General features: G+C 59.7%; 25 protein-coding genes. 6 read left to right on the top strand and 19 right to left on the bottom strand.

The features are described 5' to 3' along the window. Positions 1-1416 carry a cytochrome c oxidase accessory protein CcoG gene (gene ccoG / locus NF676_RS09790; protein WP_016773872.1) on the bottom strand — a complete coding sequence of 472 codons (1416 nt, stop codon included), beginning with the start codon at positions 1414-1416 and terminating at the stop codon, positions 1-3. A gap of 483 nt (positions 1417-1899) precedes the next feature. On the opposite strand from ccoG, the gene NF676_RS09795 reads away from it, so the two are divergent. Continuing rightward, on the top strand, positions 1900-2904 hold the full coding sequence (locus tag NF676_RS09795; RefSeq protein ID WP_252869092.1) for a metallophosphoesterase family protein: 1005 nt from the start codon (positions 1900-1902) through the stop codon (positions 2902-2904). Between the two features lie 38 nt (positions 2905-2942). On the opposite strand, the gene NF676_RS09800 is transcribed toward NF676_RS09795, so the two are convergent. The 10 genes from NF676_RS09800 to ccoN (NF676_RS09845) form a co-directional block, all read right to left on the bottom strand. Continuing rightward, positions 2943-3362, bottom strand: a complete 420-nt coding sequence (locus tag NF676_RS09800) for a type II toxin-antitoxin system VapC family toxin (RefSeq protein ID WP_252869093.1) — start codon at positions 3360-3362, stop codon at positions 2943-2945. Continuing rightward, entirely contained in the window at positions 3362-3616 is a 255-nt protein-coding gene (locus NF676_RS09805; RefSeq protein ID WP_056786773.1) for a type II toxin-antitoxin system Phd/YefM family antitoxin, read from the bottom strand. Before NF676_RS09805 ends, NF676_RS09800 begins: the two co-directional genes overlap by 1 nt. 526 nt (positions 3617-4142) lie before the next feature. Further along, positions 4143-5126 (bottom strand): cytochrome-c oxidase, cbb3-type subunit III, encoded by a 984-nt coding sequence (gene ccoP / locus NF676_RS09810; protein WP_150635810.1) that lies wholly within the window; start codon positions 5124-5126, stop codon positions 4143-4145. Next, positions 5123-5308, bottom strand: coding sequence for a CcoQ/FixQ family Cbb3-type cytochrome c oxidase assembly chaperone (locus tag NF676_RS09815; protein ID WP_016775513.1), 186 nt, complete (start codon positions 5306-5308; stop codon positions 5123-5125). Before NF676_RS09815 ends, ccoP (NF676_RS09810) begins: the two co-directional genes overlap by 4 nt. A 5-nt stretch (positions 5309-5313) precedes the next feature. Then, complete coding sequence (gene ccoO / locus NF676_RS09820; protein WP_252887622.1) at positions 5314-5922, bottom strand: cytochrome-c oxidase, cbb3-type subunit II; 609 nt, start codon at positions 5920-5922, stop codon at positions 5314-5316. Next, positions 5922-7364: a cytochrome-c oxidase, cbb3-type subunit I gene (gene ccoN, locus NF676_RS09825; RefSeq protein WP_024012334.1), complete on the bottom strand. Its 1443-nt coding sequence runs from the start codon at positions 7362-7364 to the stop codon at positions 5922-5924. Before ccoN (NF676_RS09825) ends, ccoO (NF676_RS09820) begins: the two co-directional genes overlap by 1 nt. Positions 7365-7845: 481 nt before the next feature. Beyond that, positions 7846-8799 (bottom strand): cytochrome-c oxidase, cbb3-type subunit III, encoded by a 954-nt coding sequence (gene ccoP / locus NF676_RS09830; RefSeq protein WP_095179454.1) that lies wholly within the window; start codon positions 8797-8799, stop codon positions 7846-7848. Next, positions 8796-8993 carry a cbb3-type cytochrome oxidase subunit 3 gene (locus tag NF676_RS09835; protein WP_016773878.1) on the bottom strand — a complete coding sequence of 66 codons (198 nt, stop codon included), beginning with the start codon at positions 8991-8993 and terminating at the stop codon, positions 8796-8798. The genes ccoP (NF676_RS09830) and NF676_RS09835 overlap by 4 nt, the downstream gene beginning before the upstream one ends. Before the next feature lie 3 nt (positions 8994-8996). Further along, entirely contained in the window at positions 8997-9605 is a 609-nt protein-coding gene (ccoO, locus tag NF676_RS09840; protein ID WP_003223389.1) for a cytochrome-c oxidase, cbb3-type subunit II, read from the bottom strand. A 10-nt stretch (positions 9606-9615) separates the two neighbouring features. Continuing rightward, entirely contained in the window at positions 9616-11040 is a 1425-nt protein-coding gene (ccoN, locus tag NF676_RS09845) for a cytochrome-c oxidase, cbb3-type subunit I (RefSeq protein ID WP_217850964.1), read from the bottom strand. Between the two features lie 92 nt (positions 11041-11132). Between ccoN (NF676_RS09845) and NF676_RS09850 the strand changes: the two genes are divergently transcribed. Both NF676_RS09850 and NF676_RS09855 read left to right on the top strand, forming a co-directional pair. After that, positions 11133-11813 (top strand): alpha/beta family hydrolase, encoded by a 681-nt coding sequence (locus NF676_RS09850; protein WP_252887623.1) that lies wholly within the window; start codon positions 11133-11135, stop codon positions 11811-11813. Between the two features lie 910 nt (positions 11814-12723). Beyond that, positions 12724-13077: a DUF6124 family protein gene (locus NF676_RS09855; protein WP_133338899.1), complete on the top strand. Its 354-nt coding sequence runs from the start codon at positions 12724-12726 to the stop codon at positions 13075-13077. Between the two features lie 172 nt (positions 13078-13249). Here NF676_RS09855 and NF676_RS09860 read toward each other — a convergent pair whose 3' ends face one another. The 4 genes from NF676_RS09860 to inhA all read right to left on the bottom strand — a co-directional run bounded on the left by NF676_RS09860 (position 13250) and on the right by inhA (position 17383). Next, positions 13250-13720 carry a hypothetical protein gene (locus tag NF676_RS09860; protein ID WP_052392185.1) on the bottom strand — a complete coding sequence of 157 codons (471 nt, stop codon included), beginning with the start codon at positions 13718-13720 and terminating at the stop codon, positions 13250-13252. A 307-nt stretch (positions 13721-14027) separates the two neighbouring features. Continuing rightward, positions 14028-15593: a methyl-accepting chemotaxis protein gene (locus NF676_RS09865; protein WP_041479077.1), complete on the bottom strand. Its 1566-nt coding sequence runs from the start codon at positions 15591-15593 to the stop codon at positions 14028-14030. Positions 15594-15695: 102 nt separating this feature from the next. After that, on the bottom strand, positions 15696-16487 hold the full coding sequence (locus tag NF676_RS09870) for a CPBP family intramembrane glutamic endopeptidase (protein WP_252887624.1): 792 nt from the start codon (positions 16485-16487) through the stop codon (positions 15696-15698). 209 nt (positions 16488-16696) lie between these two features. After that, positions 16697-17383 carry an isonitrile hydratase gene (gene inhA / locus NF676_RS09875; protein ID WP_150741403.1) on the bottom strand — a complete coding sequence of 229 codons (687 nt, stop codon included), beginning with the start codon at positions 17381-17383 and terminating at the stop codon, positions 16697-16699. An 89-nt stretch (positions 17384-17472) separates the two neighbouring features. On the opposite strand from inhA, the gene NF676_RS09880 reads away from it, so the two are divergent. Next, complete coding sequence (locus tag NF676_RS09880; RefSeq protein ID WP_150741404.1) at positions 17473-18456, top strand: GlxA family transcriptional regulator; 984 nt, start codon at positions 17473-17475, stop codon at positions 18454-18456. Here NF676_RS09880 and NF676_RS09885 read toward each other — a convergent pair. The 3 genes from NF676_RS09885 to NF676_RS09895 all read right to left on the bottom strand — a co-directional run bounded on the left by NF676_RS09885 (position 18425) and on the right by NF676_RS09895 (position 22118). Then, positions 18425-19312: an alpha/beta fold hydrolase gene (locus tag NF676_RS09885; RefSeq protein WP_150741405.1), complete on the bottom strand. Its 888-nt coding sequence runs from the start codon at positions 19310-19312 to the stop codon at positions 18425-18427. The two genes, NF676_RS09880 and NF676_RS09885, sit on opposite strands and share 32 nt — an antisense overlap. Before the next feature lie 186 nt (positions 19313-19498). Next, complete coding sequence (locus NF676_RS09890; RefSeq protein ID WP_252887625.1) at positions 19499-21325, bottom strand: glycoside hydrolase family 15 protein; 1827 nt, start codon at positions 21323-21325, stop codon at positions 19499-19501. Beyond that, positions 21318-22118 carry an SDR family oxidoreductase gene (locus NF676_RS09895; protein ID WP_252887626.1) on the bottom strand — a complete coding sequence of 267 codons (801 nt, stop codon included), beginning with the start codon at positions 22116-22118 and terminating at the stop codon, positions 21318-21320. Before NF676_RS09895 ends, NF676_RS09890 begins: the two co-directional genes overlap by 8 nt. A 234-nt stretch (positions 22119-22352) precedes the next feature. On the opposite strand from NF676_RS09895, the gene NF676_RS09900 reads away from it, so the two are divergent. Beyond that, positions 22353-23525, top strand: coding sequence for an MFS transporter (locus NF676_RS09900; RefSeq protein WP_252887627.1), 1173 nt, complete (start codon positions 22353-22355; stop codon positions 23523-23525). Between the two features lie 47 nt (positions 23526-23572). Here NF676_RS09900 and NF676_RS09905 read toward each other — a convergent pair whose 3' ends face one another. Next, on the bottom strand, positions 23573-24706 hold the full coding sequence (locus NF676_RS09905; protein WP_095179464.1) for a cupin-like domain-containing protein: 1134 nt from the start codon (positions 24704-24706) through the stop codon (positions 23573-23575). A 136-nt stretch (positions 24707-24842) separates the two neighbouring features. Between NF676_RS09905 and NF676_RS09910 the strand changes: the two genes are divergently transcribed. Further along, on the top strand, positions 24843-25583 hold the full coding sequence (locus tag NF676_RS09910; protein ID WP_056784290.1) for a thioesterase II family protein: 741 nt from the start codon (positions 24843-24845) through the stop codon (positions 25581-25583). Positions 25584-25592 lie beyond the last annotated feature (9 nt).

The following is a 25592-nucleotide window of genomic DNA, read 5'->3' on the forward strand; positions in this document are numbered from 1 at the left end:
TCAACGGATTTGTGGGCCGATGAATCGGCTCTTGGCTTCAACGTGGACGCTTTCGTCATCGGCATCCTTGAGGATGAATTTCACCTCGTTGGTGCTCGATGGCAGTTGTTCCGGTGCGCTCGACAACTCGACCGGCATGCTGACGATATCGCCGGCGGCAACCTTGATCTCGCGCTTGCCTTGCAGGCGCAGGTCCGGCAGCCCCTCGGCTTGCAGCAGGTAAGTGTGGTCGCGCTGATCCTTGTTCATGATCTTCAGGCTGTAGACGTTTTCGATCCGGCCTTCAGCGTTTTCGCGGTACAGCACGCGGTCTTTGCTGACGTCGAAGCCGACCAGTGAACGCATGAAGAACGCGGCGACCAACAGGCTGATCATCGCCAGCAGCACCACGGCGTAACCGATCAGGCGCGGTCGCAGTTTATGGGTTTTCTGCCCGGAGAGGTTGTGTTCGGTGGTGTAACTGATCAGGCCGCGCGGGTAATCCATCTTGTCCATGATGCTGTCGCAAGCGTCGATGCACGCCGCGCAGCCGATGCATTCGATCTGCAGGCCATCGCGGATGTCGATGCCGGTCGGGCAGACCTGCACGCACATCGTGCAGTCGATGCAATCGCCCAGCCCCAGCGCCTTGTAGTCGATGCCTTTCTTGCGCGGCCCACGGCTTTCGCCACGGCGCGGGTCGTAGGAAACGATCAGCGTGTCCTTGTCGAACATCACGCTCTGGAAGCGCGCATACGGGCACATGTAGATGCACACCTGCTCACGCAACCAACCGGCATTGCCGTACGTGGCGAGGGTGAAAAAACCGACCCAGAAATACGACCAGCCATCAGCCTGGCCGGTGAAGAACTCGATAACCAGTTCGCGGATCGGCGAGAAGTAGCCGACAAAGGTCATGCCGGTGACGAAACCGATCAGCAGCCACAGCGAGTGCTTGGCCAGCTTGCGCAGGAATTTGTTGGCGCTCATCGGCGCCTTGTCGAGCTTGATGCGCTGGTTGCGGTCGCCTTCGGTGACCTTTTCGCACCACATGAAAATCCACGTCCACACGCTCTGGGGGCAGGTATAACCGCACCAGACACGCCCGGCATAGACAGTGATGAAGAACAGGCCGAACGCGGCAATGATCAACAGGCCCGAGAGCAGGATGAAATCCTGTGGCCAGAAAGTCGCGCCGAAGATGAAGAACTTGCGCTCCGGCAGGTTCCACCACACCGCCTGATGACCGCCCCAGTTCAGCCACACCGTGCCGAAATACAGCAGAAACAACGCCGCACCGCCAAGCATCCGCAGATTGCGGAACAGGCCTGTGAAGGCACGGGTGTAGATTTTTTCTCGTGAGGCATAAAGATCGACGCTGTTGTTCGCGTTCTTGCTCGGTGGCGTGACGTCGTGTACCGGAATCTGATTGCTCATCATTGCATCCCACGGCAGTGGAAAAATGCCTCGGTCGATACGTGCCAACCGAGGTCAAAAAGGCTGTTGCAGTAGCGCGATGATACGCCTGCCGCTCTGGCTCAAGGGTGCGACCTTTGGTCGCGTTGGGTAAAAAATGCGGATGGTGTAGCGATTGCGCAAAAGCCTGACGCAGATCAATTGACTTGTTGAGTATGGACGCTTTTGCCGAAGTGGCTAGTTCATCCTTTCAATTGTTTGTTCACGCCACTGCCGTTGATTTCGCAAGTTGAATAACACCCGTGATTGTTTTCGTCCAGGCGACAACTCAGGCCGGACGCTACGGGTTTCTATTGATTGGTATGTTGTAAGTTGTTGGGTCTGAAATATATTCACTCGATTGTTGTAGGTGAAGGCTTTGAAGTTTTCGCGGTATTCGAATAAGTTCTGTTCGCGCGAAACTTCTTTTGCGTACCGAAAATTAATTGAAATGGAATTTCAAGCATGGCTTTGAATAAATTCATGAGCACCTTTATGGGTGCTTGTCTGGTAGCTTCGGCTATTACCGCTCAGGCTACAACTGGCATGCCGAAACATATGGTCTTTGCTTCGGATACTCAATATCCGTGGACAGACAAGACTGATATCCGCGAGCCCGAATCGGATTCAGAATTCACGGCGCGCTCGAAATGGCTGATTGAAACCCAACTTGCAAGCATTGCCGAATTCAGAAATCTACACGGCTCCCAAGCGCAGGTTCCTTTGATGATCAATGGCGATATAACCGCTTTTGGTCATGGCTGGCAGCGCTCGTTCATGAAGGATTCGCTGAACAGGCACTTCAAGGGTGAATATCTTTACGGCTTGGGTAATCACGACTATGAAAACAATGTTGATGATTGCTTTACCAATAACTGTGCTGCAGGAAGTATTGTCGAGTTCAAAGAACATCATGAAGGTAAAGTCGATAACTTTGATCTGAAAATCACTGACGGTTTTCTGAGCAGGACGTATGCCGGTAGTCTCGCCTATTCGAAAAATATCGGCGAAGTGCATATGGTTCAGCTTAATAACGAGCCGACCTACACCACCCGGATTGCTCATCCGTTGAACCCGACAACGTTCGAAATCAACGACGCACTGGACTGGCTCGAGACCGATCTGCGACTGGCGCGAGCGTCGGGCTACGCCATCATTATCAATATGCATAAACCCTTGCGGCACCAGGGCAGCCCCGAGCAGAAGAAGCGTTTCCATGACATGGTCAACAAGTACCAGGTGACGGCCATTTTCGCCGGCCACCTGCATACCGAGGGAGGAAGTTCCTACTGGGAAGGCAGCGTCCCCATGTATCTCAGCGGAAGCACCTCTCAGCAAACCTACCTGACTGCGAATTTCACCGAGGATCGCAAGCATTTGCAGATCTATCTGGTGAAGAACAACCAGTGGCGTGAGCGGACGCTGATCGATACCACGGTTGTGCATTCAATCTTTGCCCAACGCCCATGAAAAAAGCCCCGCCGGTGATAGGGCGGGGTGTTCAGCAGTCAGTTATTGGCAGCGATCCATGGGTTGATCAGATTGACGCCGCTGAGTTGAAAGTCCGCAATGTTGCGAGTTACCAGCGTAAGCCCGTGCACAAGCGCGGTGGCGGCGATCAAGGCGTCGCATTCACTGCTGCGGTCGGGAACATGCAATCGTGCGCACCGGGTGGCGACGCTGGTATCGACAGGCAGGATTCTTCCAGAGAACGCCGGTTTGACGTGATGTTCCAGCCAGTTGCGCAGCAGCTGGCCTTGTGAAGGGTCACGACGTTCGATACGCAGGGCGCCCGTTTCCAGTTCCAGCACAGTGATTGCAGATAGATACAGGCTGGCTGGGGAAACGCTGTTTGCCCATTTCACCACATGCCTGTCGGCTTGTTTTTTCCGCAGCTCGGAAACTACATTGGTATCCAGTAGGAACATCAGGAAAGGTCCACGCTGCGAGGAGTGATTACAGCGCGCTCGGGTTCGAATTCGATTTCAAGCGCATTCGGCATCGCCAGCAGCTCAACGATGCTGGTCTCGCAACCGGTCAGTTTCTGGTACTCCTCAATGCTGAGCAATACGTGGGCAGGCCTGCCTCGGTCAGTAATGATTACTGGACCTTGACGCGTGGCTTTTTTGGCTGCACTGGTGTCCTGATTGAACTCGCGGCTGGAAATGGTGGTGATGGCCATCATGTTTGGCCTCCAGAAATTCTGATGTAGGAACGTTACTATTTTGAGGTTTTCACCGCAATCGAAAAGGCAGGTCGGGGACGATCGGTTTGTCAATTTCATAAGGGCACCGGCGAAGGCGCCTCCCGCCAAGGCGTGAGGCACTGGATACAGGGCGTAAATTCGGTGTTTTTGCTGCCCTTGTCAGAGCAATCTACCGCCGCCGAGGCCGTCGAGTCCGCCACCGTCGCCGGGGCTGTTCATGGTTTGCTGCGATACCTCGAGTAACGGTTTCACAGATGTTCGTTCGAACCCTGCCCTATGGGTAGAGCCGGGTTGAGGCTGATTTTGCAGTGCGCTTTGGTGATCTTTCGACATTGGGCTTCATCCTTGAAGTGGACCCGATATGGATTATCGGGGCGAAAAAAACCTACCGTGCATCGCAGCTCAGGTCCATTGAGCAAGCGTTTCGAATCATGAATGCCAGCATGAAAAAAGGCCCCGCCAATTCCCATTGGCGGGGCCTTTTTTGCTTCAAGCGTTGGCCTTACTCAGCCTTCGCCTCCGGTGCTTTTTCACCGTGAGACAGGCTGTAAACATACGCCGCCAGCAGGTGCACCTTGTCATTGCCCTGCAGTTGTTCCTGCGCAGGCATCTGGCCCTGACGACCGTAACGGATGGTCTGCTGCAGTTGCGCGAAGCTCGAGCCGTAGATGAATGCGCCCGGATGGGTCAGGTCGGGCGCACCCATGGCCGGCGTGCCTTTGCCGGCAGGGCCGTGGCAAGCCACGCAGTTGGCGGCGAAGAGTTTCTGGCCGTTGGCCGGGTCGGCCTTGGTGCCTTCCGGCAATTTACGGCCGTCGAGATTGGTCACCACGTAAGCAGCCACATCGGCCACGCCTTGCTCACCGATCACTTCCGCCCACGCCGGCATCACCGCGTGGCGGCCGCCCATGATGGTGGTCTTGATGGTTTCCGGCTCACCGCCCCAGCGCCAGTCGGCGTCGGTCAGGTTGGGGAAGCCATAGGCGCCCTTGGCGTCGGAACCGTGGCACACCGAGCAGTTGGACGCGAACAGACGGCCGCCCATCTTCAGTGCTTGCGGATCCTTGGCGACTTCCTCGATCGGCATCGCCGCGAACTTGGCGAAAATCGGACCGAAGCGCGCGTCCGAACGGGCCATTTCCTTTTCCCACTCGTGGACGCCGGTCCAGCCAGTCTGGCCGTTGGCGAACGCGGTCTGTTTCTCGGTATCCAGATAGTTGTAGCCCGGCAGCAGACCTTTCCAGTTGCCCAGACCCGGGTACAGCACCAGGTAGCCCAGAGCGAACACGATAGTGCCGACGAACAGCATGAACCACCATTTCGGCAGCGGGTTGTCGTACTCCTCGATCCCGTCGAAGGAGTGGCCGACCGTCTCGTCCGTCTGTTCGCTGCGTTGGCCCTTGCGGGTCGACAGCAGCAGCCAGGTCAGGGCGAAGATCGTACCGAGACTGAGGACTGTGACGTACAGACTCCAGAATGTAGTCATTCTTTGTTACTCCTAGAAGCTTGCTCGACGTGCTTGATGGCTTCGGGATCATCCGCAAAAGGCAGCATGGTCGCGTCGTCAAACTCCGACTTGCGCTTGGGGCTGAACACCCACAAGGCCAGACCGATGAAGGCCACCATCACGACCACGGTGCCCAGGCCTCGAATCATCCCGATATCCATCAGATTCACCGTTTGCTTTTGATGATGGTGCCCAGGCCTTGCAGATAGGCCACCAGCGCGTCCATTTCGGTTTTGCCCTTCACGGCATCCTGTGCACCGGCGATGTCTTCGTCGGTGTACGGCACGCCGAGGGTGCGCAAGACTTCCATTTTTTTCGCGGTTTCCTTGCCGTCGAGCTTGTTTTCCACGAGGAACGGGTAAGCCGGCATTTTCGACTCGGGGACCACGTTGCGCGGGTTGTACAAGTGCGCACGCTGCCAGTCATCGGAGTAACGACCGCCCACACGGGCCAGATCCGGGCCGGTACGTTTGGAGCCCCACAGGAACGGGTGGTCCCAGACGCTTTCACCGGCGACCGAATAGTGGCCATAGCGTTCAGTTTCAGCGCGGAACGGGCGGATCATCTGCGAGTGGCAGCCGACACAACCGTTGGCGATGTAGACGTCGCTGCCTTCCAGTTCCAGCGCCGAACGTGGCTTCATGCCCTCGACCGGCTTGTTGGTGACGTCCTGGAAGAACAGCGGAACAATTTGGGTCAGGCCACCGACGCTGACGGCGATGACCATGAAGAAGGCCAGCAGGCCAATATTCTTCTCGACAGCTTCATGCTTCATCAGTGAGCTCCAACGACGGCAATCTTGGCGGCGGCTTCGGCTTCAACCGGATCCGACGCACGGACAGTGCGGTACACGTTGTAAGCCATCAGCAGCATGCCGCTGGCAAAGAAAGCACCGCCCAGCGCGCGGACGATGAAGCCCGGGTGGCTGGCCTGCAGCGCTTCGACGAACGAGTAGGTGAGGGTGCCGTCATCGTTGATTGCACGCCACATCAGGCCTTGGGTGATGCCGTTGACCCACATCGACGCGATGTAGAGCACGGTGCCGATAGTGGCAAGCCAGAAGTGCGCATTGATCAGCCCGGTGCTGTGCATCTGCGCGCGGCCGAACAGTTTCGGGATCATGTGGTAGATCGCGCCGATCGAGATCATCGCTACCCAACCGAGGGCGCCGGCGTGTACGTGGCCGATGGTCCAGTCGGTGTAGTGCGAGAGCGAGTTGACGGTCTTGATCGCCATCATCGGCCCTTCGAAGGTCGACATGCCGTAGAACGCCAGCGACACCACGAGGAAGCGCAGGATCGGGTCGGTGCGCAACTTATGCCAGGCGCCCGACAGGGTCATCATGCCGTTGATCATGCCGCCCCAGCTTGGCGCCAGCAGAATTATCGACATCGCCATGCCCAGCGATTGTGCCCAGTCCGGCAGGGCGGTGTAGTGCAGGTGGTGCGGGCCGGCCCAGATGTACAGGGTGATCAGCGCCCAGAAGTGCACGATCGACAGACGATAGGAATAGATCGGGCGTTCGGCCTGTTTCGGCACGAAGTAGTACATCATCCCGAGGAAACCGGTGGTCAGGAAGAAGCCCACCGCGTTGTGGCCATACCACCACTGGATCATCGCGTCAGTGGCACCGGAGTAAGCCGAATACGACTTGAACAGGCTGACCGGCAGCGACATGTGGTTGACGATGTGCAGCATCGCGGTGACAACGATGAACGCGCCGTAGAACCAGTTGCCGACGTAGATGTGCTTGGTTTTGCGCTTGGTGATGGTGCCGAAGAACACCAGACCGTAAGTGACCCAGACAATTGCCAGCAGAATCGCGATCGGCCATTCCAGCTCGGCGTATTCCTTGGTGGTGGTGTAACCCAGCGGCAAGGTAATGATTGCGCCGACGATCACCGCTTGCCAGCCCCAGAAGGTGAAGGCAGCGAGGCTGTCGGAAATCAGTCGCGTCTGGCAGGTTCGCTGCACGACATAGTAGGAAGTGGCAAACAGTGCACAACCGCCGAAGGCGAAAATCACCAGGTTTGTGTGCAACGGGCGCAAGCGTCCAAAGCTCGTCCACGGCAGACCGAAGTTCAGTTCCGGCCAGACCAGTTGCGAGGCGATGAAGACACCGAGCCCCATGCCAAGGATCCCCCAGACCACCGTCATGATGGCGAACTGGCGGACTACCTTATAGTTATAAGCAGTCGGACTGATTGCTGTGCTCATTCTAAGGTTCCACGGTTTGGGTATTTTTATAGGGATAAAATCGGCCGCAAGTATGTATAAAGCAGGGGGTCATTGCAACGCGCCATGACCTGGGTCAATGCTTTCCAACGCTGATTCTGCGGCCTTTCCATGCGCCGCGTAGGGTCAAAAATGGCCTCTGACAAAATGTCGCAGTGCGCGTAAAAAGCTCGCAATCCTGATCGCCGTCAACGGTGCCCGTTCACAGGTCGTGATCGGGAAATTGCGGGCAATCGGCGCAACAGCCGTTATCTACCTGCGTTTGCGGCGAATCCATCAACCGGTTCACGGCGCGCATCGTTCGGGATTGATCTGGAAACCGACTTCAGCCGGTCCGCTTCGATGAAGCGTAGACCCGAATCCGGGGTTCCGAAAGGAGAGGATCCAAGGGGTGCGACAATGCGTCGCAAAGGGACGGGAAACTGCCGCAGCGAGAAAGCTGCGGCAGTGGTGTACGCAATTGCTATTTCTTGTTGTCTTCAGTTATCAGTTTTTCTGTGTTCAATCCGTGGCTCAGGCTGTACACATAAGCGGCGAGCAATTGCACTTTATCGTTGCCCAGCAATTCGTTCTGCGCTGGCATATGCCCCTGACGACCATGGCGGATGGTCTGTTCCAGTTGGGTCAGGCTGGTGCCATAAATGAAGCCGGCCGGGTGGGTAAGATTCGGTGCGCCCATGGCAGGGGTGCCTTGGCCAGTTGCGCCGTGGCAAGCCACGCACGTGGTGCTGAACGCCTGCTGTCCGGCTTGCAGGTCTGCTTTGCTGTCGGCGGGTAGCGGCAGGCCGGCCAGTTCGTGGCGCACGTAGGCGGCAACGTTTTTTACCCCGGACTCACCGAGCACTTCGCCCCAGGCCGGCATGGCCGCCATGCGGCCGCCCATGATGGTGGTCTTGATCGTCTCGGCATCGCCGCCCCAGCGCCAGTCGCTGTCGGCGAGGTTAGGGAAGCCGAACGCACCCTTGGCATCCGAGCCGTGGCACACCGAGCAATTGGAGGCGAACAGACGACCGCCCATTTTCAGCGCCTGCGGATCCTTGGCCACTTCTTCCAGCGGCATCGCGGCGAATTTGGCGAAGATCGGCCCGAACCGGGCGTCCGCCTTGTTCATTTCCTTTTCCCATTCGTGCACGCCGGTCCAGCCATCCTCATAGCCGGGCAGGATGCCTTTCCAGTTGCCCAGGCCCGGATAGAGAATCAGATAACCCACCGAGAACACCAACGTGCCGGCGAACAGCATGAACCACCACTGCGGCAGCGGGTTGTCGTACTCCTCGATGCCGTCGAAGCTGTGGCCCATGGTCTGGTCGACACTGCCCTTGGTCTCGCCCCGGCGGGTGCCGATCAGCAGCCAGGTCAGGCCGATCAGGCTGCCAATGGTCAGTACGCAGATCCACGTACTCCAGAAGGTGGTCATGGCCGGGTACTCCTTGTTTCAGGGGCTGAAATTGTTTCGGGTAGTGGCTCGTCGGCGAACGGCAGCAGGCGTGCTTCGGCGAATTCCGGGGTGCGCTTGCGGTTGAACACCCACAAGGTCAGGCCGACGAACGCGACGAACACCACGACCGTGCCGAGACCGCGAATCAGGCCTGCACTCATTTCAATGACCATGACTCACCTCTTGCTCTTGATTGCAGTGCCGAGCACTTGCAGGTAGGAAACGAGGGCGTCCATTTCAGTCTTGCCCTTGAGGCTGGCGACCGCGCCGCTGATGTCGTCATCGGTATACGGCACGCCGAGGGTACGCATGGTTTTCAGCTTGGTTTCGGTGTGGCTGCTGTCGACCGCTTGCGTGACCAGCCACGGGTAGGCTGGCATCTTCGACTCCGGCACGACGTTACGCGGGTTGTACAAGTGCGCGCGGTGCCAGTCATCCGAGTAACGCGCGCCGACCCGGGCGAGGTCCGGACCGGTACGTTTCGAGCCCCACAGGAACGGGTGATCCCAAACGCTTTCGCCCGCAACCGAGTAGTGCCCGTAGCGTTCGGTTTCGGCGCGGAACGGACGGATCATCTGCGAGTGGCAACCGACGCAGCCTTCGCGGATGTAGATATCGCGACCTTCCAGTTGCAGCGCGGTATAGGGCTTCATGCCTTCCACCGGTTTGTTGGTGACGTCCTGGAAGAACAGCGGGACGATCTGGGTCAGGCCGCCGATGCTCACGGCGAACACCATCAACAGCATCAGCAGGCCGACGTTCTTTTCAATCGTTTCGTGTTTCATGGCGGACTCCTCAAGCCATCTGCGCGGCAGCGACGACGTCGGCAGGCTGCGAGGCCCGCACGGTGCGCCAGGTGTTGTAAGCCATCAGGAACATGCCGCTGAGGAAAATCGCCCCGCCGATCAGCCGCACGACAAAGCCCGGATGGCTGGCCACCAGGGTTTCGACGAAGGAATACGTCAGCGTGCCGTCCTCGTTGACCGCGCGCCACATCAGGCCCTGGGCGATGCCGTTGACCCACATCGAGGCGATGTAGAGCACGGTGCCGATGGTCGCGAGCCAGAAGTGCGCATTGATCAGGCCGACGCTGTGCATCTGCGCTTTGCCGAAGATTTTCGGGATCATGTGGTACAGCGCGCCGATCGAGATCATCGCCACCCAGCCGAGTGCGCCGGCGTGTACGTGGCCGATGGTCCAGTCGGTGTAGTGGGAGAGGGCGTTGACAGTCTTGATGGCCATCATCGGACCTTCGAAGGTCGACATGCCGTAGAACGCCAGCGACACCACGAGGAAGCGCAGAATCGGGTCGCTGCGCAACTTATGCCAGGCGCCGGAGAGGGTCATCATGCCGTTGATCATGCCGCCCCAGCTCGGTGCCAGCAGGATCAGCGACATCACCATGCCCAGTGACTGTGCCCAGTCCGGCAGCGCGGTGTAGTGCAAGTGGTGCGGGCCGGCCCAGATGTACAGGGTGATCAAGGCCCAGAAGTGCACGATCGACAGGCGATACGAGTACACCGGACGCTCGGCCTGTTTCGGCACGAAGTAATACATCATGCCGAGGAAACCGGCGGTGAGGAAAAAGCCCACAGCGTTGTGGCCGTACCACCACTGCACCATGGCGTCGGTTGCACCTGCGTACACCGAGTAGGACTTGGTGAAACTCACCGGCAACTCAAGGTTGTTGACGATGTGCAGGATCGCCACGGTGATGATGAACGCGCCGAAGAACCAGTTGCCCACATAGATGTGCTTGGTCTTGCGCTGCATGATCGTGCCGAAGAACACGATCGCGTAGGCGACCCAGACGATGGTGATCAGGATGTCGATCGGCCATTCCAGTTCGGCGTATTCCTTGGAGCTGGTGTAACCCAGCGGCAGGCTGATCGCCGCCAGCAGGATCACCAGTTGCCAGCCCCAGAAGCAGAACGCGGCGATTTGCGGCGCGAACAATTGCGTCTGGCAGGTGCGTTGCACCGAATAGAAAGAGCTGGCGAACAGCGCGCAGCCACCGAAGGCGAAGATCACCGCGTTGGTGTGCAGCGGGCGCAGACGGCCGAAACTGGTCCAGGGCAAATTGAAGTTGAGTTCCGGCCAGACCAATTGCGCCGCGAGAAAAACCCCGAGGCCCATGCCGACGATGCCCCACACCACCGTCATAATGGCGAATTGGCGGACCACCTTGTAGTTGTAGGCGGTACTGATAGAAGTGTTCATGGTTCCCCATCCACGGTTCAGCCGAAGTGAGCGCGCGCAAACGACGCGAATCCTTCGCCTGGAGTTATAGGCAGACTAAAAGCGAGGCAAGCATGGACAAACAGCACAAGGCCAGTATTGACGGGGATCAATGGGCGCAGTGTGTGCTCGATCATGGATGGTTGTGGGATGCCGCTGTTGGTGAGGCTTCAGCAACGCTGATTCTGGCCCACGGGGCGGGGGCGCCGATGGATAGCGAGTGGATGAACGACATGGCTGGGCGCCTTGCCGGGCTTGGGGTCAACGTGTTGCGGTTTGAGTTTCCCTATATGGCGCAGCGGCGGGTGGATGGGGTGAAGCGGCCGCCGAATCCTGCTGGCAAGTTGCAGGAATGTTGGCGGGAGGTGTTTGCGCTTGTGCGGCGTCATGTCGCTGGGCCGTTGGCGATTGGCGGCAAGTCCATGGGTGGGCGGATGGCGAGTCTGGTGGCGGATGAGTTGGGGGTGGATGCGTTGGTATGTCTGGGGTATCCGTTTTATGCGGTGGGGAAGCCGGAGAAACCGCGGGTTGAGCATTTGGCTTCGTTGCGCACGCGGGCGTTGATTGTGCAGGGAGAGCGGGACGCTCTGGGGAATCGCGAGGCGGTTGAGGGCTATTCGTTAGCGCCGGGGATTGAGGTGTTTTGGTTGGTGGCGGGGGATCATGATTTGAAGCCGCTCAAGGCTTCTGGCTTTGCGCATTCCGATCATTTGGCGGGTGCTGCGCAGAAGGTGGCTGAATTTCTCGGTGACTGATTTTGAGCCGGGCCGGGATTTTGCGTTGCATGAAGACCTGCTCCCTTTCCCCTTCGCCCCCTTGGGGGAGAGGGTTGGGGTGAGGGGGCTAGCTTTTGATCTTGCTCTTGGGGGCATATCCGTTGCTTCGGGAGCTGCGGCTGGCGGTTTCGCCTGACGGCGACTTACTTTTTTACAAGCGCCAAAAAAAGTAAGCAAAAAACGCTAGCTCCTGCGTTCGGCCCTCGCAAGCTCGGGTCCCTTCGCTCCGGGACTGATCCGGGCGCAGCGGCTCCGGTTTGCTTCGCTGCACCTCCTTCCGCTGTGTCTGGCTGCGCCAGACGGTCGCTGCGCTCCCACCCCCGGATCAATCCCTCCACTCAGCCTTCCGACGTCGCCGGTGGATCAAGATCAAAAGCACTCGAGCTTGCGCTCATTGTTGAGTGGTGCGGCTTCGCCGCGGGCAGCCGCGCTGCCTTGCTTTTCTGTGGGAGCGAGCCTGCTCGCGAAAGCTCCCTTCCAGACGACATCAAACCACCTGCCTGTCAGAGGCAATCTCTGAACTTAAACATCATCAAATACCAATGTTTAAACTACACGACCCGTTACGCCATCCCGGCTACAACTCCTTGCGCCATTGCCTACGCCTACGCCAGAATCCGCCGGCTTACGCGCCATGAGGTTGGCTATATCGTTTCTCGGTCACTGACAGAAAGCAGTGATCGGGTTTGGTAGCCCGTCTGTAATGGCCGTATGTCTACGCCTTCAGACCGTCCTTTTTTTGGGGGCATGGTTATATGGTGGTCATGCGTGGGGCTCGTTCGCGAGCGCCGGGTTCCTATTGCAGCCGGTCTACCAACCCGCGTATGGCCGCCACCCTCGTTTGGTAGCGAAGGTGATGGCTCCTTCAGTCTGCGATAGGAGTTTCATCATGTTCAAAGTCACCCCCAACCCGCCACCCCCCCACGACCGCGCTCTCGATCCGCAAAAAATCCAGGAAGCCACCGACCGCGCCCTCGATTACTACCTCAAACCCGAAGATCTGGCCGCTCCACCAAGCTCTCCAAAATATCGCCCGGTCTATGTCGTGGACCCCACGCTGGATGACGAAACCCTGTTGGTCGAGGCCTGCGAGTCGCTTTCATACGCGCATGCCATGGCCGGTAACATCGCCAACTCGATAGGCGGCCCGGAACGCAAACCACTGCTGGCGCTGCAACAGGTGATCATGCTCAACGAACTGTTGGTCAATCGACTGCTGGATAAGCTCAAGTTGCCTCAATAATTTCGCTGGCTGTTATGGCCTCTTCGCGAGCAGGCTCGCTCCCACAGGGGATTGGTGTCTGGCACCTAGTCTGTGATCAGCGCAGATCCAATGTTGGAGTGAGCCTGCTCGCGAAGCGCCATACGGCTGAAAGGGCGGGGATGCAATCTGATCGAAACGTTGTCGCGAAAAATCACAAATCATCCCTAAGCAAGTTGAAAGTACCTATAGGCTGCGTTCGGTATCCATGGCTTTTGAACTTTGCTTCAAATGTACCTTTAGCAATCCCCTTGGTGGGATGGATGTCGATAGTGACCGTGGCTTCATCAGCATCAACATAAGTAAATCCATAAAACCCAGAGGGTCCAGGTGACGAGTGGCCGTGCTGGAATGTCAGCCCGTCTTCCAACGTATAAGTTTTATGGAACGGGGCGTCACTGGTATAGGGGATCGAGAAAGAGTAGAGAAAGATATTCTTCTCCTCCAGCGTTCCTGTGGACCCTGAGATTGACCAGCTCTTTTCGCCCGTCGGAATAAAATGACGTAGCTCAAAAGAAATTATAGTGGCCGTGGTTTCAGGGTTGGTGCCGAATTGCCAAGTGAAGACATTAGACTGTTTTGCAATGGCACCTGGTTTTGGGATGAGGATGCTATGTTTGCTCATTTTTTAGCTCCTTGGTCATATCGTGATAATGAAAACCATCTGTTCAACGATTTATAGATATGCCCCTGAAACTTGAATGTCTACTGTAAGACCTGACAGTAGACATGCGCTGTATTCTGTGGATTTTCGCCAGGATTTCCGAATGTGCAGCGCAAAACTTTCTGATGAAGTTCAATATTAGATGTCTCGGTTTGGCAGGCGGCGCAATGCACGACTGAACTACTCAAGTCCTATTGAGTAGTTCATTGACACAACAAAAAACCCGGAAAGCTCACGCCATCCGGGTTTTTTCATTCCAGCCTTCCAATCAGCGGTTAAACCGCGCCACCAACGAATACTGGGTGTTGGCCGTCTTCGTCAGCTCTTCACTCAACAACGCCGAGTTATGCGCTTGTTCCGAGGTCTGATCCGCCAACTCCGAGATATTGCTGATGTTACGGCTGATCTCTTCAGCCACGGCACTTTGCTCTTCGGTCGCGGCGGCGATCTGGGTGGTCATGTCGGTGATGTTGGCCACCGCTTCGCTGATGCCGACCAGTGCCTGATCCGCTTCCAGGACCCGTGCCACGCCTTCTTCGGCTTGGCGATGGCCGGCTTCCATGGTTTGCACGGCGCTGGAGGCAGTCTGCTGCAACTTGGCGATCAGGGCGTGAATCTGCCCGGTGGATTCGCTGGTGCGTTGCGCCAGTTGGCGGACTTCGTCAGCCACGACCGCAAAACCACGGCCCATTTCACCGGCACGCGCTGCTTCAATTGCAGCGTTGAGGGCGAGCAGGTTGGTCTGGTCGGCGATGCCTTTGATCACGTCGACCACGCCGCCGATTTCGTCGCTGTCCTTGGCCAGTTGCGTCACGGTCAGGCCGGTTTCGCCGACGACTACCGACAGGCGCTGAATCGCTTCGCGGGTTTCCCCGGCAATGTCGCGGCCACGCCCGGTCAGGCGGTTGGCTTCCTGGGTGGCGTCAGCGGTGCGCTGTACGTGGCTGGCGACTTCCTGGGTGGTGGCGGCCATCTGGTTGACGGCGGTGGCGACCTGTTCGGTTTCCACGCGCTGGCGTTCCAGGCCGGTTGAGCTGTTGTGTGCCAGGGCGTCGGACTGCTTGGCCTGTTCGGTCAAGTGCTCGGCGGTGTCCTGCAGGCGGGTCAGGCAGGTTTTCAGGCGCGCTTCCTGGCTGAGGATCGACATTTCCAGACGCGCCTGGGCGCCACGGCTGTCGGTGTACATCTGCGCGATCAGCGGGTCGGAGGTGGTCTGTTCGGCCAGGCGCAGCAGGCGCTTGAGCCCGCGTTGCTGCCATTGCAGGCCCATCAGGCCCAACGGCACCGAAAGACCGGCGGCGAGGGCGAAGCCCCACTGCGAGTTCAGCGTCGCGCCGATCATGAAGCTCAGCTGGCTTACCAGAATGAACGGCAGCCAGTCCTGCAGGAGCGGCAGCCATTTGTCCGTCGATGGAATCGCCGACTTGCCCTGGTTGATGCGTTGGTAGAGCGCTTCGGCGCGGCGGATCTGTTCGGCGGTGGGCTTGACGCGCACGGACTCGTAACCGATCACCTGGCTGCCATCGAACACCGGTGTGACATAGGCGTTAACCCAATAGTGGTCACCGGATTTGCAGCGATTCTTGACGATGCCCATCCATGGCAAGCCTTGTTTCAGTGTGCCCCACATGTGCGAGAACACCGCCGATGGCACGTCAGGGTGGCGGACCAGATTGTGCGGCGCACGGATCAGTTCCTCCCGCGAAAACCCGCTGATCTCGACAAAATCGTCGTTACAGTAGGTGATCATGCCCTTGGCATCGGTGGTGGAAATCAACCGTTGCTGAGCTGGAAAGGTCCGCTCGCGTTGTGTAATGGGCTGGTTGTTACGCATGGTTTTTCAATCCGCAAGGCTTTGAATGGTTGTCGGCGCCGACAGGTTTTTATTGAAGTTTTTTTTCAGATTTAAGTACGGCGTCGCAAAACCGCGCTTGCGTCAACTGGCCAGCATCGGATAGGTGAACAGGCCGAAGTGCAACAGGTTCAGGCCGAAATGGGTGGCGATCGCCGCGCCCAGTCCGCCGAAACGGTAGGCCAGACCATAGCCGACCCCGGCCAGTCCCGCCAGCAACACCCAGGTCCAGCCAGCGCCGGCATGCACCAGACCAAACAACAGCGAGGCCAACAGCAGCGCGAGATTGTCGCCGTAGGGCAGGTGCTTGAAGCGACGGCTCAGCCCGCCCTGTATATAGCCGCGAAACAGCGCTTCCTCGACCAGCGTCACCAGCAGCAGATTGTTCAGCACCCACAGCCAGGCCTGATCCGGCCATTTCGGTGCCCAGGCGATCACGCCAAGTAAAAGCGCGCCGCCGAGGGCGAGAATCGCACATAGCGTCAGGGCGAGGGCGGTGGCATAGACCGTCAGGCGCAACGATCGCCGCGCGACGATCCACGGACAAACCAGCAGCAACCAGAAGCCCACCAGCGGTTTGTCGAGATTGAAGTACATCGCGAACGGCACCGCGTTGTCAGTGAAACGTTGCGGATTGATCACGCGGCCGTTGGCGAAGCCCGGCAGCCAGTGCAGCGCCAGTGCCACGGCCAGAACGATGAACAGGCCATGGCCGAGCCAACGCGCGACTGCCACTTGTTGCTGGCGCACGGCGAATGCGGCGAACAGCAAAAGCCCCACGGAGATCAATGCCAGCCAACCGAGCTGGCCGTAGCTCAGGGCCAATCCGTAACCGAGGCCGAGCAGCGCGAGATAGAGCCAGGGCAGCGCATTCATCGAAAGTCCTTGTGCGAGATTTCTGGAAGGGGCTTTCTACACGGGCGAGGGAGGTGGGACAAGTGAAGGTGTGGCAGTCATGCCAGACACAAATCAAATGTGGGAGCGAGCCTGCTCGCGAAAGCGGTCTTCCAGATGACGTCACTGGCGACTGACACTCCGCTTTCGCGAGCAGGCTCGCTCCCACAGGTTTTGCATTCGGCTGGATATCAGCGCAGGCCCAGTTTGGCCGCTGCGCGTTCGGTAATCTCGGTACGCAGCTTCAACGAAGGCGCCGCGCGCAACCGCGCCTCATCGACAACCGCGCTCGGCGCCACGTCCGGGCTCCCGGCATTGAACGGCGGTGCCGGGGCATATTCCAGTTGCAACTGCACCAGTTGCGCCGTGTCGGCATCGACCAGTTCCGCCGCCAGCACCAAGGCAAAATCGATCCCGGCAGTGATTCCGCCACCGGTAAACAGATTGCCGTCGCGTACCACCCGATCCTTCACCGCAACCGCGCCCAGCGTCGGCAGCAACTGGTGATACGCCCAATGCGTGGTCGCACGTTTGCCCTGCAGCAGGCCCGCCGCGCCGAGCACCAGCGAGCCGGTGCACACCGAGGTCACGTAACGTGCCTGGGCGGCCTGATGTTTAATGAAGTCCAGCGTCTGCTGATCTTCCATCAACGGCCCGACGCCACTGCCGCCGGGCACGCAGATTACGTCCAGATCCGGGCAATCCTCGAAAGTCGTAGTCGGTTTCAGCAGCAGCCCGGTGCTGGATGTCACTGGCATCAGATCCTTCCAGATCAGGTGGACCTGCACGCCGGGCAACGAGGCGAGCACGTCGTAAGGGCCGGTGAGGTCGAGTTGCTGGACCTGCGGGAATAACAGAAAACCGATCTGCAGCGTCATCGTTCTTGCTCCGTTGAAAGAAGTGGACGACTTCACTGTAGGCGCGTAGGTTCTGGCGCATACGCCAATAACCCCACGAATTACGCCAAATGCCTAAAGCCATTCACGTCCTCGCGTTTGCCAATATGCAGATTCTTGATGTCACCGGGCCGTTGCAGGTGTTCGCCTCGGCCAACGATCTGGCCCGCCAGCGCGGTTTGCCCACACCCTATGCGCCGAGCGTGATCGCCAGCGGTGGCGGGGCGGTGCTGTCATCGGCGGGGTTGGCGGTGCTCGCAGAACCGTTGCCGCAAACGCCCAGCGACACATTGATCATCTCGGGTGGCTGGGGCATTTATGCGGCATCGGAAGATCTGCAACTGGTCGACTGGGTACGCGAACATGCGCGCGGCTGCCGGCGCGTGGCTTCGGTATGCACCGGGGCCTTTCTACTCGCGGCCAGCGGCTGGCTCGATGGTCGCCGCGTGGTCACCCACTGGACGCGCTGCGAGCAACTGGCCGCGAAGCATCCGAATCTGCACGTGGAAGCCAATCCGATTTTCATCAACGACGGCCCGGTGTGGACGTCCGCCGGGGTCACGGCAGGCATCGATCTGGCGCTGGCCATGGTCGAAGAAGACCTCGGCCGCGACATCGCCCTCGACGTCGCCCGGCACTTGGTCGTCTTCCTGAAACGCCCGGGCGGACAGTCGCAGTTCAGCGTGACGCTGTCGCTGCAACAACAGGGCAACCGCTTCGATGAACTGCACGCCTGGATCGCCGAGAACCTGACCTGCGACCTCGGCATCCCGACCCTCGCCGAACAGGCTGGCATGAGCGAACGCAGCTTCATCCGCCACTACCGCGCCGACACCGGCCAGACCCCGGCGCGGGCGATCGAATTGATCCGCGTCGAAACCGCGCGGCGACTGCTCAGCGATACCGGTTTGCCGGTGAAACGCATCGCCGCCAATTGCGGGTTTGGCAGCGAAGAGACGCTGCGGCGCAGTTTTTTGCGAGCGATTGGCGTGACGCCGCAGGCTTATCGGGAGCGGTTTTCGGTCAGCGTTGCAGCAGATCCAGTATTGCCTTGAGGGTTTCCTGCGGCGCTTCTTCGGGAATGTTGTGGCCGACACCCGCGAGCACGCGCCGCTCATAAAAGCCGCTGAAATGCTCGGCATCTTCATCAATCAGCGAAGGCGGGCCGACGCCATCATCGCCACCGCACAGCGAAATACTCGGCACGCTGATCACCGGCTTTGTGGCCAGCGCTTCTTCCATCCACTCCAGGGCTGGATCGCCCGGGCCGTAGCCGAAGCGATGCCGATAGGAATGAATCACCACGTCGACAAAGTCAGGATTATCAAAAGCGCCAGCGGTCAGCGGGTAGCGTTCGTCCTTTCGCGCCCATGTCGGCGACCACAGCCGCCAGAGCAACTGACACAACTCCCGGCGATTCTGCTTAAGGCCCTCGGCGCCACGCGGCGTGTGGAAATAGTACTGATACCAGAGCCGATGCTCGTCTTCCGGGTCCAACGGCTGGTTCGCATGGGCGATGTCCTGCACGAGGTAGCCGTCGCCGCTGACCAGCCCGCGCACTCGCGCCGGAAACAACGCCGCGACAATACACGCTGCCCGACCGCCCCAGTCATAACCGCAAAGCGTGGCCTGTTCGATGCCCAGCGCATCCATCAGATCGAGCAAGTCCTGCGCCATCGCAGCTTGCTGGCCGGAGCGCAGGGTTTGCGCACTGTTGAACCGGGTCGGCCCGTAACCGCGCAAGTACGGCACGATGACGCGGTAGCCTCGCGCGGCCAGCGCCGGGGCGACTTCGTCGAAGGTGCGCGGGGAATAGGGGAAGCCGTGGAGCAGAATTACCGGGGCGCCGTTGTTCTGACCGTGCTGTTCGTAGGCAATGGTCAGGGTTGGGGTAAGAACGCTCTCGATCATGACGAACCACTCCGTTTGAATCGTATTCAGACACTCTGGATCTGCGAACGGAATGCGGGTCACCGCTGCGCAGGTTTCACCATGAATATGGGCCTGAGCCAGTTGTCTGGCATGCAGGCCCGTTGTGGAAACATACCTGTCGATCAGAGATCGGTCTGACAAGCGCTGGCGAAAAAGCGCTCAACGCTACGGCTGCCAGGAACTCTTCTCGCCACTCAGCTTGCGGTCAAGAAAACTCGCCGCACTGATCAACGCCAGATGCGTCAGCGCTTGCGGCGTGTTGCCCAGGTGCCGCCCATGGCTGTCGAACTCTTCGGCGTACAGCCCAAGCGGATTGGCATATCGCAGCAATTGCTCGAACTCCAGGTGGGCTTTTTCCACCTGGCCGGCGCGGGCCAGGCATTCGACGTACCAGAACGAACACGCGGCGAACGCGCCTTCGGTGCCGCTGAGGCCATCGATGTTGGCGTCTTCGTTGCGATAGCGATAGACCATGCCGTCACGCACCAAGGTTTTTTCGATTGCTTCCAGAGTCGACAGCCAGCGCGGATCCTTGGCGCTGACGAAGCGCACCAGCGGCATCAGCAGCATCGAGCCATCCAGTGCGGTACCGCCCTTGTACTGAACGAAATGCCCGCGTTCTTCGTCCCAGAAGTTTTCCCAGATATCGGTGTAGATCGCTTGCCGGGTGTCATCCCAACGGGCGAACGGCGCCGGCAGCGAACGCTTGGAAGCCAGACGGATCGCCCGGTCCAGCGCCACCCAGCACATCAGCCGCGAGTGCAGGAAATGATGAGTCTCGCCGCGCATCTCCCAGATGCCGACATCTTCGCTCTGCCAGTTTTCGCAGACCTGATCGACCACTTCGCCGACATGCCGCCAGCCTTCGTGGGAGATCGCATCACCGTACTTGTTTACCAGATACACCGCGTCCATCAGCTCGCCGAAGATGTCCAGTTGGACCTGATCGTAGGCACCATTGCCGATGCGCACCGGTTGCGCGCCGCCGTGGCCGGCCAGATGCGTCAGCTCGGTTTCCGGCAATTCCTGCTGGCCATCGATGGCATAGAGGATGTTGAGTTTCATCGGTTTGCCACAGCAATCGCTGACCCGTCCGCGCAGCCATTGCATGTAGTGGTTGGCTTCATCGACAAAGCCAAGGCGCATGAACGCGTAAACGGTGAACGAGGCATCTCGGATCCACGTGTAGCGGTAATCCCAATTGCGCTCGCCGCCGGGGGTTTCCGGCAGGCCGAAGGTGGCGGCGGCGAGGATCGCACCGTGGCGACGCGAGGTCAGCAGTTTCAGGGCGAGGGCGGAGCGATTGACGATTTCCCGCCAGCGCCCGCGATAGTTGGATTGGCCGATCCAGCCGCGCCAGTATTTGAGGGTGCGCTCCATGCACAACTCGCCGGCGCCTTTGGCAAAACGCGGATCGTCGCTGCCGCCGAGCATGAACGCGGCGGTTTCATTGTGCTTGAGGGTGAACTGCGCGACGGCCGCTTGTGCATCGATTTGCAGTGCCTGATCTGAAGCCAGGCGTATCGACGGCTGGCCAGCGGCGTGAAACGTTACGTCTTTTTCGTCCATTTCTGCCCGGGTGTCGGCGCGGCCGTAGTCGTGGCGCACCGCGCAACGCAGATTGAACGTCGCCGAGCCGCTGACCACGCGCACCCGGCGCATCAGTAGCGGCAGTGCGTCGACATCGTCACCGATGGGCAACAGATCGGTGATTTCCACCACCGCGTGTTCGCTCAGCCAACGGGTCTGCAAGACGTTGGTGTCGGGCAGATAAATCTGTTCTCGGCGCGCGTCCGGCAAGTCTGGCGCGAGCTGGAAAATCCCTGCTTGCGGGGTGTCGAGCAGCGAGCAGAAGATCGTCGGGCTGTCGAACTCCGGCCAGCAGAAAAAATCCACGCTGCCCTTGTCATTGACCAGTGCGGCGCTGCGCATGTCGCCGATGATGCCGTGGGCACCGATGGGACTTTGTTGTTCCACTTTAGGCTCAGCCATTGCCGCGAAACTCCGGATAGAGGCTCATCCCGCCATCGATGAACAGGGTGGTGCCGACGATGTAATCGGACAGGTCGCAAGCGAGGAAAACCACTGCGTTGGCGACATCCTCGACATCGCCGATGCGCCCGTACGGAATCAGCTCAAGAAGTTTGTCGCCGGCCGCGCCTTCAGTGGCTTCTGTGTTGATAGCCGTGCTGATCGCACCGGGCGCGATGCTGTTGATGCGGATGCGCTGGTGGCTGACTTCCTGGGCAAGGCTTTGCATCAACTGATCGACGCCGCCCTTGGACGCCGCGTAATTGACATGCCCGGCCCATGGAATCCGCTGGTGCACCGAACTCATGTGAATGATCTTGCCCGCCGCGCGCGACACGCCTTCGCGCACGCCCTGACGCTGGAAAATCCGCAACGCCGCCCGTGCGCAGAGGAACTGCCCGGTGAGGTTGACGCCGATCACCGTGTTCCAGTCGTCGAGGGTCATGTCCACGGCGGCAGCGTCTTTTTGCAGACCGGAGTTGGCCACCAGAATGTCCAGCGAGCCGAAGGCTTCGACGGTCTCGGCGAACAGCCGCTCGACCTCGTCCTCTTTCGAAACATCGGCGCCGATAGCGAGGGCCTTGCCGCCCTTGGCGTTGATTTGCGCGGCCAGTTCTTCCGCAGGTTCAGCGCTGCTGTTGTAGTTGATCACGACCGCAGCACCGGCCGCAGCGAGTGCTTTGGCGGCGGCATGGCCGATGCCGGAGCTGGCACCCGTGACCAGCGCCACCTGATGAGCGAGGGAAATCTGCATGACGATTCGCGCCTTGGTTCCAGAGACTTAAGTAGCTGACTGATGGCAGACGCTGAGAGTTCATTTGCTGGATGCGGTGATTGCGCCGGCCCCTTCGCGAGCAGGCTCGCTCCCACCGGGGGACGGCATTTCGAATGTGCGAGCGAAGGGGCCTTCACAGACCGCTAACAATTGCGCGCTTCCACGGCATTCAAGGCTATGGCAACTTGGCCGCCCCTGATGAGGCTGCAATCGATGGCAAATCCCTACCGCGAATTGTTCACCGCCCCCGGCGCCCGTGCGTTTGTGCTGGCCGGGATGCTGGCGCGCATGCCCATTTCCATGACCGGCATCGGCCTCATCACCATGCTTGCGCAGTTGAACGGCGGTTATGCGCTGGCGGGGGCGGTGGCGGCGACGTTTGCCTTGGCCACGGCGTTTTGCGCGCCGCAGGTATCGCGGTTGGTGGACCGTTATGGTCAGGGGCGGGTGCTGCCGATCGCAGCGCTGACCGGTGGCGGCGGGTTATTGAGTTTGCTGCTGTGCACGCGTTTGCAGGCGCCGGACTGGACTTTGTTCGTCTTTGCCGCGCTGGCCGGGTGCATGCCGAGCATGTCGGCGATGGTGCGGGCGCGCTGGACTGAAATCTACCGTGGCCAGCCGCAATTGCAGACGGCGTATGCCCTGGAGTCGGTGCTCGACGAAGTGTGTTTTATCGTCGGGCCGCCGCTGTCGGTGGGCTTGTCGGTCGCGGTGTTTCCCGAGGCCGGGCCACTGGCGGCGTTGTTGGCCCTGGCCATAGGGGTAACGGCGTTTGTCGCCCAGCGCAGCACCGAGCCACCGGTGCACGCGCAGGAGTCGCAGGATCAGGGCTCGATCATTCGCTCGACCGACGTGCAATGGCTGCTGGCGTTGATGCTGGCGATGGGCGTGATCGTCGGAGTCATCGATGTGGTCAGCGTCGCTTTCGCTCAACATCAGGGCCAGCCGGCAGCGGCGAGTATTGTTTTGTCGGTATACGCGATCGGCTCATGCCTGGCCGGCATCGCCTTCGGTGCGATGCGTTCGAAACTGCCGCTGCCGCGCCTGTTTCTCTACGGCGGCGTGGCGACGGCAGTGACCACGCTGCCGCTGCTCTTGGCGAGCAACATCCTCGGCTTGTCGATCGCGGTATTTATCGCCGGGCTGTTCTTTTCGCCGACGTTGATTGTGGCGATGGCGTTGATCGAACGCATCGTGCCGCCGGCCAAACTGACCGAAGGCCTGACCTGGCTGGTGACCGGGCTGAGCATCGGCGTGGCGATCGGCGCCGCCGGTTCCGGCGCGCTGGTCGATGCGTTTGGCGCGCGCAGCGGATTCTGGCTGGCGATTGCGGCGGGGGCGGTGGTGCTGGTTTCAGCGTTTCAAAGTTTCCGTCACTTGAAATAACAGTCCTGTTGCACTCGTCAGCTCCTACGCTCCTACAGGAAATGGGGTTACCAGCCGCGTCCTGAGTTGATCCAGAAGTTGACTGACAGCGACGTCGACACCGACTCCACCTGATGGAACCAGCCCTCGGGCAGGAACAGCAGATCCCCAGCCTCCAGCGTCACCCGCAAAAACGTCACCTCCCGCGCTGCCGGGAAGCGTTCATAGTCCGGCGCGTCCGGGTTGAAATCGCAGCCATCCAGACCTCCCTTGGGCGCGGTCGACCAAGTGCCCAGTGCCTCGCGGTGATGAGGTGCGGCAAGGGTGAATTTTTTCTGCCCCCAGACCTGGGCGAAGAGGTTGTCGGTGTCATCGCGGTGCAACGGCGTCAGCGTGCCCTTGGGGCCGATCCAGATACGTGGCGGAATGAACAACGACGTGTCGAAGTAGGGCGGGTACTGGATCTGCTGCAGCAATTGCGCGGGGAGGATGTTGTTGCCCATGTACGCCGGCGGCTCGCCGTCGGCGCCTTTGACTGCCGGGCTGTCCAGCGAGGCGATGAATTCGGCCATCGAGGTCGAGCGGAAATCACGCTCGGTGGAAAAGGTCTTCTTCACATAATCGCCATGGCGGGTGATGCCCTGCAGTTCAGCGAAATGCACCAGCGATTCCTCGCGGCTCAGGCTGAACAATGGCCAGTCGTGCAGGGCATTGCTGATCACCAATGGAATGCCGTTGGGCAGATACCGGGTTTCGAATTCGTGCCGGCTCAACCCTTCGCGCGCACGGCGTTCGATGCTGGTCTGCCGAGGCAGCGCGGCAGTGAGCTTTTCGCTGAAGCGCGGTGGCGTCGGGTAGCGCTTGTTCATGTCAACCTTTTCCACCGTGCCGCCACCCTGGCGAGCGTGGTCGATGATCTGCGGCAACATCGTCGCCAGGCCCATGTTGCCGCCGATCTTCAGGCGCCCGCTGGCGAACAGTTCCTCGACATTGACCACGCCGGCCATGATCCCGAGAAATTCCTTTTGCGCCACTTCGATGGTCACGTCCGGGCTTGGATGGCGCCCGATTTCCGTGCGCTGGCTGGTCTTGATGTCGTACCAGTACGCCTGTTGCGCGCTGAAGATGAACTGGAAAACGCCCTCGATGCCGACCGCGCCGGCGTTGGCGAACAACTTGCCCAGAATGCTCTGCAGGTCCACGGTGATTCCCTCGCGATTGTTGTTTTTTTCCTGAACAGGCAACGAGCGGCTGGCGGGGGAATTTAGCGACCGGGCGACTAATTTGTCCGGCGAGTGATCCGTCTTTCTTGCAGACACATTTTTCAAGGAAAGCCCGGTGACCAAGCTGACATTGCTGTGCCTGCCCTATTCGGGCGCCAGCGCCATGGTTTACAGCCGCTGGCGGCGTCAACTGCCGACGTGGCTGCAATTGCAACCGGTGGAACTGCCGGGACGTGGCGCGCGGTTCGATGAACCGCTGCAAACCGACATGCGCGCACTGGCGCGGCAACTGGCGCGCGAGCACAAGCCGGGGCTGCAAGGCCCGTATGCGTTGTTCGGGCATAGCCTCGGTGCGTTGCTCGCCTGCGAAATGGCCCATGCCTTTCGCGAATTGGGTGTGCCGGAGCCGCTGGCGCTGTTCGCCTCCGGCACCGCCGCACCGTCCATGCGCAGCGATTACGACCGAGGCTTTGCCGAACCGCGCAGCGATGCAGAACTCATCGAACAGTTGCGCACTTTTCAGGGCACCAGCGAAGAAGTCCTCGCCAATAAAGAGCTGATGAGCCTGACCCTGCCGGTGCTGCGCGCCGATTTCATGATGTGCGGGCGCTTCACGCCTGCCGAGCGGCCCTTGCTCAATTGCCCGGTGCACGTGCTCGGTGGCAAGGAAGACCGCGCCACCACCGAACAACTGATCGGCTGGAGCAAAGAGACCCTGGGCAGTTTCTCGGTGGACATGATGACCGGCGGGCATTTCTTCATTCATGAACATGAAGCGCGGGTCATTCGCACGATCAAGACGCATCTGGAAGTGCATCACCGGCGCCATGCGCAGGCCGCGCAACCGGCGTTTTGAGACCGCCTC

It is taken from the genome of Pseudomonas siliginis, from assembly GCF_024072275.1.
In the GTDB taxonomy this organism is placed as follows: domain Bacteria; phylum Pseudomonadota; class Gammaproteobacteria; order Pseudomonadales; family Pseudomonadaceae; genus Aquipseudomonas; species Aquipseudomonas siliginis.